The organism is Hydrogenophaga sp. (assembly GCF_041633695.1).
GTDB lineage: Bacteria > Pseudomonadota > Gammaproteobacteria > Burkholderiales > Burkholderiaceae_C > Hydrogenophaga.
The window spans coordinates 1-12,229 of the sequence record NZ_JBFJMY010000097.1 but is presented as its reverse complement, the minus strand read 5'-3'; the positions used below and the strand labels follow the sequence as shown (position 1 = coordinate 12,229).

Here is a 12,229-nt window from a genome sequence, read left to right as displayed (position 1 = left end):
TCCTAGACCTTATTCAACGCAGGTGAACGATGCCGCTGCGTTCACATCGTTTGCCCCTGCGTATTTGGGCCACTTGGGATAGTCGCAAAGCGGCCGCGACCGGCCCGGCACCCCCACGGTGTCCACCGTCACCTGATTCGACGGGCCCACGCCTTGCTCGGCCCATTGCTCCAACGCGGTCAACGAGTCCCAGGTGGCATTGAACACGGTGCTGACGGCGTGGCCCAGACCGGGCACCTCGTAGTACCGCGCAAAAGACCGCACACGATCGGTCCCCATTTGTGTCTGCAGTCGCTGGTAGTACATCTCCGTGGCACGCGAGCTGACCAAAACGTCGGCCAGACCATGCGCCAGCAGCAGCTTGCCTCCACGCGCTGCAAAAGCCGAAATGTCGGTGCTCGTGTCGAGCTGTCGGCTGAGTTCGCTGATGCGGCTGGCCCAAGGACCTGGATTTTCGGGGTCTAGCAGCAAGGAGTTGAAGGTGGCGTCCCGGGTCACCGAGTACTTGATCCATTGATCGACCAGCACGCTGACGTAAGGCGCCGAGCGCGGCATCGGCATGGCCGGCTGGCTGGTGCCCAGGGCCAAAAAGGTCACCACCGGCTGCAAAGGCGAAGGGTTGCTGGTGATGCCCAGGTCGGCGCCCCAGACGTTGTAACCGGGGTAGTGGGTTTCGCCACTGGCCAGCGGGAAGTTGAACACCGTCCCGGTATTCATGACCTTGAGTGCCTGGATTTGCGCATCGGACAGGCAGGTGTCGCCGGTGTCCGAGCCCCCTGGACAGCGCAACGGCTGGCCGCCCACGGTGGCCACGGATGGATTGAAAACGGCATTGCACTGCCGCTGATAGCTGATGAGGCCGTCCGTGACACCGTCCAGCGCATCGCAAGCTTCCATCGCCGCCTGGTAGACCAGCACCCGCTTGGGTGTGTTCGGATAGGCGCCGGGCTGGGACAGCGCGATGTTGGTGCGGTGCCCGCCCAGCAAAGCAGCGGCGTCGTTCCAGGCCGGGTACCAGGCAATGGCGGCATCCCAATCCGCCGGCCAGCGCTGGATCGCCGCCAGCGCCTCGCGACCGCCGGTGGAGCCACCGGCGAAATAGGTCTTGCCCGGGCTGGCCGCGTAGCGCGCGCGGATGATGTGCTTGGCCGCGTCGTGGGTTTTCTTCAGTGCGTCGCCGCCGAAGTTGCGCACCGCTTCGTCGTTGGTGCCCCAGGACCCGTCTTGCGAACCGAAGCCGTTGGCCTGGTGGCCCGAATCACTGGCGAAGGTGGCATAGCCACGGCCAATGGGCGTGGCCTGATCGGTGGGGCCGTTGGGCACGTTGCCCCGGATGTTGGGGATGGAGCCGTTGAAGCCACCTCCACCGAACATCAACGCCTTGTTGTTCCAGGCGGTGGGCAGCGCCACGTTGAAGCGGATCTCGGGCGCCGTGGCGTCGACCGGGGCAATGCGCCCGACCACCAAGCAGTGTTCGGGGATCGTTGCTGCGCCGCTGCCACTGGTCGCCACCAGCGTGGCGGTCTGCACGCTGGCGCCCGAGGTCGGCAAAGCAATGGCCGAGGCGGGGATCGCGTGTCCCACCAGCTGGGCGCAGCTCAATGGCTGAGCGACAGGGACGGGCTCTGCCGGGTCGCTGCCACCGCAAGCGATCAGCGTGCTGGCCGCCAGCATGCATCCCCACCGACCTGGGCCGGTGATGTACTTGAACTGTCTCATCTTGTCTCCTTATGGGTTGGATATCGAGCGGCTCACGGCGGAGGCGCCCGCAGACAGTCTGTTGGCGATCGGGCCTTGCTTCTATGTGCACGGTGAACACCGCCGGGACCAAGTCCATGTGCGCGTGCGCCAGGGCGTTTTTGATCCGCAACGCTTCGTCTGCCGCGCAGGGTCCTAGGCGCTGACGCGGTCGTCCAGACCGGCCTTGGTCAATTCGTGCTGGTACTGCTCCCAGCCAGAAGCGGGCACAACTTCGCCGCGACGGTCCTGCACCCGTCCAAGCTGGCCGCGCAGCGCCTCGGCGGCGTCGCCGGCGTCACCCACCCAAATGCCCTGCGTCATCGTGATGTGGGCGCTCTCGAAGCTGCCCGCACCGGCCAGCAGGATCATGCGTGTCGGCGCGTCGTCGTCCACCAAGGCGATGAGGCCGGGGCTGACCTTTTCAGGCCCAAGACCCGCCAGCGCGCCCTCGGACAGAATGCCCTCGGTCATGCCGGTGGCGGCGCTGGGTGCCAGACAGTTGACGCGTATGCCGTGCTTGATGCCCTCCAGGGCCAGGGTTTGCATGAGGCCGACCAGGGCCATCTTGGCGGCGCCGTAGTTGGCCTGACCGAAGCTGCCGTACAGCCCCGACGAAGAGGTGGTCATGACGATGCGGCCATGGCCTTGCTCGCGCATCGTTTCCCACACCGCCTTGGTGCAGTGCACCGAACCCATGACGTGCACCTCCAGCACCAGGCGAAAGTCGTCCAGCGACATTTTGGCGAACGACTTGTCCCTCAGAATGCCGGCGTTGTTGACCAGGATGTCAACACGGCCCCAGGCGTCCATGGCCTGGGCCACCATGGCCTGCATCTGCTCGAACTGGGTCACGTCGCCGCCGTTGACGTGGGCTTCGCCCCCCGCACGCCGGATGGTCTCCACCACCGCGCGGGCATTCGAGCCTTCGCGGTCCGCGCCCAAGTCGTTCACGAGCACCCGCGCGCCGTGCCGCGCCAGCTCCAAGGCGTGGGCGCGCCCCAGGCCTCCGCCCGCGCCGGTGACGATGGCTACTTTGTTCTGCAATACCTTGCTCATAGTTTTCCTCTTCAGATGGATGTTTGTGTGTGCTGTGCTGTGCTCAAAAGGCGACGGCGTGTGCGCCCTTGAGGTCCAGCATCGTCCTGGCCTCGGCGGGCGTGGCGACCTCCAGCGAGAGCTCTTCCAGAATGCGGCGGATTTTGCGCACCTGATCCGCGCACGAATGGGCCAGTTGCCCCTTGCCCAAGTACAGGCTGTCCTCCAGACCGACGCGCACGTTGCCGCCCATCACGGCGCCCATGGTGAGCAGCGACATCTGGTGGCGCCCGGCCCCCAGGACGGAAAAACGGTAGCCGTCGCGCCCGAACAAGCGGTCGGCTGTGCTCTTCATGACGTACAGGTTCTCCGGATCCGGCCCCAGGCCGCCCAGGATGCCGAAGATGGACTGGATGAACAGCGGCCCCTGGACCAGGCCTTCATCCACAAAATGGGCCAGGTTGTAGAGGTGCCCGACGTCGTAGCACTCGAATTCGAAGCGCGTGCCGCAGTCCTCACCCAAGCGCTTGAGAATGTGTTTGATGTCGCGGAAGGTGTTGCGAAAGATCAGGTCTTCCATGCCTTCGATATAGGGTTTTTCCCAGCCGTGGCGCCACTCCTGGATCTTGTTGGCAGCCGGGTGGATGGAAAAGTTCATCGAGCCCATGTTGAGCGAGCACATCTCGGGCTTGGCCTGTAGCGGGTAGGCCAGGCGCTCTTCCAGCGTCATGCGGGTGCTGCCGCCGGTGGTGATGTTGATCACCGCGTCGGTGGCGGCCTTGATGCGCGGCACGAACTGGTCGAACACCTTCGGGTCCGCCGTCGGGCTGCCGTCGGCGGGGTTGCGTGCATGCAAATGAAGAATGGCCGCCCCGGCCTCTGCTGCTTCAATGGACTGAAGCGCAATGTCGTCGGGCGTCAACGGCAGGTAGGGCGACATGCTGGGCGTGTGCACCGAGCCGGTGACGGCGCAGGAAATGATGACCTTGTTCAGAGTGCTCTCCATGGTGTGGTTGGAAGGGGTGGGGATGGCGACAGGCCTCATACGGCCAGCCAGTCGGACAGCAACTGTTCATCGGCCATCAGGGCCTGCGGCGAGCCTTCGAAGACGATGCGCCCGTGCCCCATCACGCAGACACGTGTGGACACTTTCAGCGCGATGGCCAGCTTTTGCTCGACCAGCACCACCGACACACCGCGCCGGTGCATGTCCTGGATGCACTCGCCCACGGCGGTAACGATCTTGGGGGCCAGGCCTTCGGTCGGTTCGTCGATCAACAGCACCAAGGGGTTGCCCAGCAGGGACCGGCAGATGGTGAGCATTTGCTGCTCACCGCCCGAGAGGCTGCCCGCCTTGGTGTTCCGGCGTTCTTGCAGGCGCGGAAAGTAGTCGAACATTTCCTCCACTGTCCAGCGCGCCGCGCCCGAAACTGCGGGCTGCTCGCCCATGCGCAGGTTCTCGTCCACCGTGAGATTGGCAAAGACTTCGCGCTCCTCGGGCACATAGCCCAAACCGGCGCGGCAGATCACGAAGGGACGCTGCCCCGTGAGGTTTCTCCCTTGCAGATGCACCTCACCCGCGCTTGGCGGCACCAGGCCCATGAGTGCCTTCATGGTGGTCGAGCGACCGGATCCGTTGCGCCCCAGCAGGCTGACGACTTCGTTCTGACGCACCTCGAAGGAAACGCCATGCAGTATGTGGCTCTTGCCGTAATGGGCGTGCAGTTGTTGCACGCTCAGCAGTGCCTGGTCGGGGTTCATGCCGCCACCTCTTCGCCCAGGTAGGCTTCTTTCACAGCCGCGTTGTCGCGGATCTCGTCGGGCGTTCCGGTCGCGATCACCTGGCCATAGACCAGCACGCTGATGCGGTCGCTGATGGAGAACACCACTTGCATGTCGTGTTCGACGATGAACAGCGTACGGCCCCGGGTGAGCTCGCAGATCAGCTCGGCGGTGTAAGCGGTTTCATCGTTGGACATGCCCGCCATCGGTTCGTCCAACAGGATCAGCTGTGGGTCCAAAGCCAGCGTCATGGCGATCTCGAGCGAGCGCTGTTCGGAGTACGACAGCTCGGCGGCCATCATTTGCGCCTTGGCCTGCAGACGCACCTGCTCCAGCAGCCGTTCCGTCTGGTCGCGCACCCGTTGATTGAGGTCGATGAACCGCCAGAAGCAGTACTGCAGACCATGTGAGCGCATGACCGCCAGACGCAGGTTCTCGAACACGGTCAGCTTGGGAAAGAGGTTGGTGATCTGGAACGAGCGCGCCAGACCCAGGCGGTTGACGGCCTGGGGCGAGAGGCTGTTGATACGTTTCCCCTGGAAAAGGATGTCACCGGCCGTGGGCTTGAGGTTGCCCGAGATCAGGTGAAAGACGGTGGACTTGCCAGCGCCGTTGGGACCGATCAAGGCGTGCCGCTCCCCTTGCCGCAGGTCCAGATCGACCCCACGAATGATCTCGGTAGGACCGAAGGATTTTTTCAAGCCGCGAAGGGACAGAATGGATTCGCTCATGCGGACTCCTGCATGGGTAAAGCGGACGTGGAGGCGGTGGCCCCGCCAACCGGACGTTCGTCCTGGACGGCTTGCAGCTGACGCCGCGTGAAGTAGACGAGCACACCACCCACGACCAGCAAGACCAGCGGAATGGCCCAGGTCAGGAACGCGGCGGGCGCCCATTCGACGCCGTACAGCGGGATCGGGGGCCAGGGGACCGCTGGATCGGCGCTCAACATCGCGCGGTAGTCGCGCGAGAACAAGCGCCGCAACATCTCCACCAGAAAGGCGGTGCCGCTGGCCAGCAACATGGTGGCGCTGAAGAAACCCAGCAACACCGGCAGCACGCGCCACGGTCCCACCCGGCGCCACAGCAACACCGCGCCACGGATCAGCCCGGCCAGACCTTGGGGCATGAACATCATCACCACCACAAACAGGATGCCCTGGTAGAGCAACCAGGACTGCGTGAGGTCGGACACCGCGTAGCCGAAGAAGGTCATGAGCGCCGCGCCCAATGCAGGCCCGAGAAACGTGCCCACGCCACCGATGTAGGTGTTGAGAACGGCCGCTGCCGACAAGGTGCTTTCAAACAGCACATAGTTGGCCGCCTCGTTGCTGACGACCTGCAGTCCGCCCGCGATACCCGAGAACATGGCGGACAACGCGAACACCAGCACGCTGAGCTTGTGCACGTCGTACCCCAGAAAGGCCAGGCGGTGCCGGTTCTCCCGCAGGCCCATGGCCAGACGACCCAACGGTGTGCGGGTATAGAGATAAAGCAACAACAGCGAGGCCAGCACCCAGATCAGGGTCAGGTAGTAGACCTCCGTGGTGGAACCAAAACCCAGCCCCAAGGACGGCATGCGCATACTGGAAACGCCGGCCTCTCCCCCGAACACGCTCTTGAGGTGGGGCGCGATGGAATGCAGCAGCTCGGCGATGGCCAGGGTGATCATGGCGAAGTAGGTGCCGGTGCGCTGGGTGGAAAACCAGCCGGCCGCCCCGCCCACCAACAGCCCGCCAAGGGCCCCCGCCAGTGGCAGCAGCGGCGTGGGTACCAGGCCCGCGCCGCCCAGCGCATTCATTGCATGCACGGTGGCGAACGCGCCCACACCAAAATAGGCGGCGTGGCCAAAGGACAACATGCCGGCCTGGCCGCACACCACGTTGTAAGCCGACGCGAACAAAGCGGCGATCAGCATCTGTATGGCTGCATTGAGCAGCCCCATGGAGAGCAGCCAGGGCAGACCGAGCAGAGTGATCAAGCCCAGACCCAGTGCAGCCAGTGTGAAAGTGCGAGCATTCATGGCATCAGGCCTTTTCGCCCATCAGGCCCGATGGCCGAACCAGCAGGACCAGCAGCATCAACGCAAAAGGCAGCGTCGCCGCCAAGCTGGAAAGTTCGAGCGTGAGCAGGCCACCGATGTCTTCCGCCCAGGCTCGGGCGCCGAAAACGCCCAGCAGATCGGCCAAACTCGCGTCCACCGAGACCGCCAGCGAGGTGATCACACCGATCAACAGCGAGGCCAGCATGGCACCTTCCAGCGAACCCAGGCCACCGACCACCACCACCACGAAGACCATCACCCCCAACTCAAGCGCCATGTTGGGGTTGGTTGTGTAGAAGGCGCCCGCCACCGCACCGGCCAGGCCCGCCAGCGCCGCGCCCACACCAAAGACACTCATGAAGACCAGTGGCACGTTGTGACCCAGCGCCTCGGCCATATGGGGTTTGTAGATGGCCGAGCGCACGACGATGCCCACCCGCGTGCGCGTGAGCAGCAGATAGATGACGGCGAACATGGCGCCCGCCACCAAGCCCATGAATATCCGATAGGCTGGATAGCTTGCGGTACCAATGGCGAAAGCGGAAAAGTCGAGGAAGGCCGGCACCCTGTAGTTGACAGGGTAGTTGCCGAAGAAGAGCTTGAGCAGCTCTGCAATGATGAAAGACAGACCGAAGGTCAGCAGCAACTCGTGTGCGTGGCCGTGGTGGTGGACACGGCGCAGGAAATAGCGCTCAACAACCACGCCCACCAGACCGACCAGCACGGTGGCGGCCACCAGCGCCCATACGAAACCGAGCACCTCGCTGAGCGAATAGGCGAAGTACGCGCCCAGCATGTAGAAGGATGCATGGGCGAAGTTCAGCACGCCCATCATCCCGAAGATGAGCGTCAGGCCGGCTGAAACCATGAACAGCAGCAAGCCGTAGATGGCGCCGTTCAACAGGGAAACGATGAGGGTGTCCATAGGTGTGGGCGTCCCAGCAAAAATAGAGGTCGCAACGGGGCGCACAAGCGCCCGCCGGGAACCGTTGGAGAAAGAGGGGAAAGGGCGCCGCCAGGGCGCCCGAGTGGAAGTCGCCTGTCCGGTCAGATCCGGTCAGGCAGGGCGCTGCATCTTGCAGCTGGCCTGGGCCGGCGTGGCGGCCTCCTGTGCCGCGAAGCGCTTCACCGGTTTGAAGCCCATGTCCGTGTTGTCCACTTTGTACTTGGCGTCTTTCGACACCGTGGACACCACCATGGGCAACAGGGCCTGGTGATCTTCCGCGCGCATGCTGATCTCGCCCAGCGGCGTGGTGATCTTGGTGGACTCCAGTGCGCGGGCCAGCGCGTTCACACTGAACTGACCGCCTTCGGGTTTGACGCGCTTGAGGGCATCGCCCACCATGAGCAGGCCAAAAACGGTCTGTGCGTCCGTGGCCGCCGGCATGATGCCCGTCTTCGCGCGGAAATCACTGGCGAACTTGTCGCCCTCTGCGCCACCGGCTTCGGCGTTGAAGGTGTGTGCGATGAAGTGGCCCACCGCCAGATCGCCCGCGTTTGCGATATTGCCCGGTTGGTCCAGGAAAGTGGTGCCAAAACGGGCTTTGAGTCCGGAGGCGCGGGTGGCCTTCATCAGCAGCAGCAAGTCGTTGGACCAGTTGCCGGTGATGACCGTGTCCACCTTCGCTGCACCGATCTTGGCCACATAGGGCGCAAAGTCCTGGATGCGGTTGACGTCGTGCAGCGTCTTCTCGACCACTTCGTAGCCACCGCGGCTCGCGTTGTCCACGACGGCCTTCTCCATGTCCTGGCCCCAGGAGTAGTTCTGGTTGATGGCATAGACCCGGGTACCCAGGGCGTCCGCCTCCTTCATGGCCATCACCAGAGCCTTGGTGCGCACCTGCGCGTTGCCGCTGAAGCGGAAGTGGTGGAAGTGGCACTTCTCGCCAGTCAACTCCAGGGCTTCGGCGCCCACGTTCAGATACACGACTTCCTTGCCGGGGTTGCGCAGGTTGTGCTTGCGCACGTCCTCCGTGAGCTGCCCGCCCACAGCCGACGACGCGCCCTGCACGACCATGTGCACGCCATCGGCGATGGCGGCCTTGAGCTTGTCGGCCGCGCCGGTCGGTCCACCCTGGTTGTCGTATTCCAGCAGTTGAACGGGCTGGCCATTCCAGCCGCCCTCTGCATTGATGCGGTCAACCGCATAACGCGCAGACGTGCGGTACATGAGGCCAGAGGCGGCTTGCGGACCTGAGAGGGTCTCGATCACGCCGATCTTGACCGTCTGGGCGGACGCGGCGCCACTGGCGGCGATACAGGCAGCAGCGATGCAGGCAGGGTGGAACAGTTTCATGAAGTCTCCTTTTATGGACATGGTGGATACGTACCGGTTGCAGGTTTTCAGAGGTACTCGAGATTGCCGTCCACGCTGATGGCCTGGCCGGTGATGTGGCGGGCAGCGGGGGCGCAGAGAAACAGCGCGGTGGCCGCCACGTCTTCGGCGGTGACCATGCAGCGCAAGGAAATTTTTCGCAGGTATTCCTCGCGCATCGCTTCCACACTGGTGCCGGTGGTGGCCGCCCGGGCGGCGATCACGCCACTCATTCGCTCACCTTCGACGGTGCCGGGCAGGATGGCATTCACACGCACCCCTTTGGGACCCAGCTCAATGGCCAGAGATTTCATGAGGCCCACGATGGCCCACTTGGTCGAGGCGTAGGGCGTGCGGTACGCGTAGCCGAGCCGCCCGGCCACCGAACTCATGGCGATGATGGAAGGACTGGCCGTGGATTTTTTGAGCAGGGGAACAGCGCCGCGGGCAAAGAGGAAATGGCTGTTGAGGTTGACGTCCATGGTGCGCTGCCATTGCCCGACGTCCAGCTCCTCGATCGGACCGGTGGGCCCAGCAATACCTGCGTTGTTGACGAGCACATCGAGCCCACCAAAGCTGCCCATCACGTCTTCAAAGACCAGACCCACGTCTCGCTCGTCAGAAGCATCGGCCACGCTGGCGGTGATCCCAGGCGCTGCGCTGGTCAGGCGATCGATGGCCGCACGGTCGATATCGCATACGTGGACGCGGGCCCCTGCTTCGCTGAAGGCGCGTGCGATGGCGGCGCCGATGCCGCTGGCACCGGCGGTTACCAGAACGCGGAGGCCGGGCTGTGGCACAAGTGAATTCAAGATGGTCATGTCAGATCGGGTTTGCTCGGCTGATGAATGCCCTGCGGCATGTACTGGCCCGCAGCGGCAGAACCAGACTGGTCCAAACCTCAGCGCACCCCGAGACTGTTCCCGATATGGGCCCTTCGATCTATGTGGCCCAAGAACACTTCGAACGCGGTTGACATGTAGCCGAAATACTCCGTGAAAACCCTATGGATGGACCGCTTTCCGACGCCCACTGGCGGCCTGCAATCTGCTAGGCTGCGCGTCTCCCAACGCCCACCCGTATCCACTGGAGAAACAGCACATGGCCATTGCAATGGATGCCGATGTGGCCGAACGGCTCGGTGAAGAGCTTGTCCGGCTTCTGCACAGGGGCACCACGCCACAGGAGTTGTCCGCACTGCTGACGCGGGTGGACGTGTTGCCAGCAGCCACTTCACGCAAAGCCGATCTGATCGAGCTGGTGCGCATGGCCATGGCGACCCACAACCGCCTGGATGTGCAACAACAGCGCGAGAGCGGCATGCTGGCGGTGATCGAATCGGCACGCGATCTCTCCAGCCGGCTGAACCTTCCCGAACTGCTGCGCACGGTGGTCTCGCGGGCCCGGCGCCTGCTGGGCTCGCAGGTGGCGTGGTTGTCCGCCTACGACCCTGCCCTTGACGCCTTCCACGTGCTCGCGAGCGACGGCGCACTGTCCAAGGGCACCGGCGCGATGCTGGCCGCGCGGGACCGCGGCATCGTGAGCGTGGTTGTCAAGACGGCGCTCCCATTCACGACGACGGACTATCTGCACGACACGCGGTTTCCCCACGATCCGCAGCTCGACTCCACCTTCCGCGACGAAGGCATCGCAGCGGTGGTCGGCGTGCCGCTGCTGTGGGAGGGTGAAGTGATCGGCCTGCTCTTCGTGGCAGACCGCTACAACCGCACCCACACAACACACCACATTTCCATCCTCAGCACGCTGGCCACACACGCGGCCGTCGCCATCAAGAACGCCATGGCGTTCGAACAGACCAATGCCGCACTGCGCAGCTCTGAGGCCGCCCACTCTGAACTGGAGCGCCACAGCCGCAGCGTGCAGGCGGCAGCGGAGGCGCACGATCAGATGACCTCCTTGCTGGCCAAGGGCTCCCCACTGGCCACCATCTGCCAGGCGGTCGCGCAGATCATGCAAGGCGATGTGCTGGTGCTCGATGAGGTCGGTCAGATCGTTAGCCGAGGCACCGCAGACGGATATGCGGGACCGGGCGCGGCCGCGCACGACCCCCATGGCAACCACAGCGACGCCCTCATGAAGGCCCTGGGCAACAGCCGCCGCACCGGTCGATCCGTACTGGCTTACGAGACGTCAGATGAATCCTGCAGACTCAACGCCGTGATCGGCGGCAACGATGTGCTCGGATCGATGCTGCTGTTTCGCCATGAGCCCCTGGACAGCGTGGCCGTCCGCACCTTCGAACGCAGCGCCAACATCATTGGCATCGTGCTGCTCTCGCGAGAGCGCGCTGAGGCCTCCCAGAGCCGGGATCAATCCAACCTGTTGCGAGGGCTTCTATCGCCCCGCCAGGACGATCTGAACCAACTGTGCGAGCGCGCCGATCATTTTGGACTGGACCTGACACGACCCACCTCGATTCTGCTCATGCAGGCCCGTGCGCCCGACGCGAGCCACTTGATCCGGCGCATGCGTTCCAGCCCCCTGCCAACCACCGCCTTGCTCGATGAAATCGATGGCGTCTTGACGGTTCTTTGCGCCACGACACGGGCGGACGAGGTGCGCCGTTCGGTCGAAGAAGTCGCCAGGCAGCTCTGCGGCACCGGATACCTGGGGGTGCTGTCGCGGCCCCTTGCGCAGCCATCGGAAATTCCCGCGTTGTACGCGTCGCTGCGACGCGCACTACCCGTGTTGGACCGCATCGGGCTGGGCGGGCATGTCGTGGGCCAGAACGAGCTGGCGCTGTATTCCACGCTCTTTGACTCCCACGACCAAGCCAGTCTCAAGGCCTTCCTCGAATCCACCATCGGCCCGCTGCGCGCCTACGACCACAAGCGCGGCTCCAGCCTGGCGGCCACCTTGCTGGACTATTTCGACTGCAACCAGAACGCCAAAGCCGCCGCCGAAAGACTGGGCATCCATGTGAATACGATGCGCCAACGCCTGAGCACCGCTGAGGGGCTGGTGGGGCACTGGGGAAATGCCCTGCGCGCCCTCGAACTCCATGTCGCACTTCGTCTCTGGGTACTCAGCAACGGCCAGTAGTTGCCTGGGATGCATGGCACCCGGCCTGTTTGGGCCTATGAATGGCCGATCAGCGCCCACACCGGCAATTTGAAACACTATGTAACACAACCGGTGCCTGGGCTCCCCCCTGCAGGGGCAGCGGCAGCCACCCCTGTGCGGACCTCTAGGAGCCTGCGCGGCAGAAGAAGCGTCGGCTGCAAATCGCCCGCAGCGGTCCATTTTTTACCGTCTTTTTGCCCCATAGCCGGGCTATGGGGCTGCAAATCCGG

General features: G+C 64.1%; 10 protein-coding genes. 1 reads left to right on the top strand and 9 read right to left on the bottom strand.

What is annotated here, in order from left to right; all coding sequences use genetic code 11:
- Positions 1-9: 9 nt before the first annotated feature.
- The 9 genes from ABYB95_RS08325 to ABYB95_RS08285 all read right to left on the bottom strand — a co-directional run bounded on the left by ABYB95_RS08325 (position 10) and on the right by ABYB95_RS08285 (position 9,736).
- Positions 10-1,719: a tannase/feruloyl esterase family alpha/beta hydrolase gene (locus ABYB95_RS08325; RefSeq protein ID WP_372658010.1), complete on the bottom strand. Its 1,710-nt coding sequence runs from the start codon at positions 1,717-1,719 to the stop codon at positions 10-12.
- Positions 1,720-1,893: 174 nt separating this feature from the next.
- Entirely contained in the window at positions 1,894-2,796 is a 903-nt protein-coding gene (locus ABYB95_RS08320; RefSeq protein WP_372658009.1) for an SDR family NAD(P)-dependent oxidoreductase, read from the bottom strand.
- 43 nt (positions 2,797-2,839) lie between these two features.
- A complete protein-coding gene (locus ABYB95_RS08315; RefSeq protein ID WP_372658008.1) occupies positions 2,840-3,781 on the bottom strand; it encodes a 3-keto-5-aminohexanoate cleavage protein in 942 nt (313 codons plus the stop codon).
- Positions 3,782-3,816: 35 nt separating this feature from the next.
- Entirely contained in the window at positions 3,817-4,536 is a 720-nt protein-coding gene (locus tag ABYB95_RS08310; RefSeq protein WP_372658007.1) for an ABC transporter ATP-binding protein, read from the bottom strand.
- Positions 4,533-5,288: an ABC transporter ATP-binding protein gene (locus ABYB95_RS08305; protein WP_372658006.1), complete on the bottom strand. Its 756-nt coding sequence runs from the start codon at positions 5,286-5,288 to the stop codon at positions 4,533-4,535. The genes ABYB95_RS08310 and ABYB95_RS08305 overlap by 4 nt, the downstream gene beginning before the upstream one ends.
- Positions 5,285-6,580, bottom strand: a complete 1,296-nt coding sequence (locus ABYB95_RS08300) for a branched-chain amino acid ABC transporter permease (protein WP_372658005.1) — start codon at positions 6,578-6,580, stop codon at positions 5,285-5,287. The genes ABYB95_RS08305 and ABYB95_RS08300 overlap by 4 nt, the downstream gene beginning before the upstream one ends.
- Before the next feature lie 4 nt (positions 6,581-6,584).
- Positions 6,585-7,526 carry a branched-chain amino acid ABC transporter permease gene (locus tag ABYB95_RS08295; protein ID WP_372658004.1) on the bottom strand — a complete coding sequence of 314 codons (942 nt, stop codon included), beginning with the start codon at positions 7,524-7,526 and terminating at the stop codon, positions 6,585-6,587.
- A gap of 132 nt (positions 7,527-7,658) precedes the next feature.
- Complete coding sequence (locus ABYB95_RS08290) at positions 7,659-8,897, bottom strand: branched-chain amino acid ABC transporter substrate-binding protein (protein ID WP_372658003.1); 1,239 nt, start codon at positions 8,895-8,897, stop codon at positions 7,659-7,661.
- A gap of 47 nt (positions 8,898-8,944) precedes the next feature.
- Positions 8,945-9,736 (bottom strand): SDR family oxidoreductase, encoded by a 792-nt coding sequence (locus ABYB95_RS08285; protein ID WP_372658002.1) that lies wholly within the window; start codon positions 9,734-9,736, stop codon positions 8,945-8,947.
- 280 nt (positions 9,737-10,016) lie between these two features.
- Here ABYB95_RS08285 and ABYB95_RS08280 point away from each other — a divergent pair, with 280 nt between their 5' ends.
- A complete protein-coding gene (locus tag ABYB95_RS08280; protein WP_372658001.1) occupies positions 10,017-11,978 on the top strand; it encodes a helix-turn-helix domain-containing protein in 1,962 nt (653 codons plus the stop codon).
- Positions 11,979-12,229: the final 251 nt, after the last annotated feature.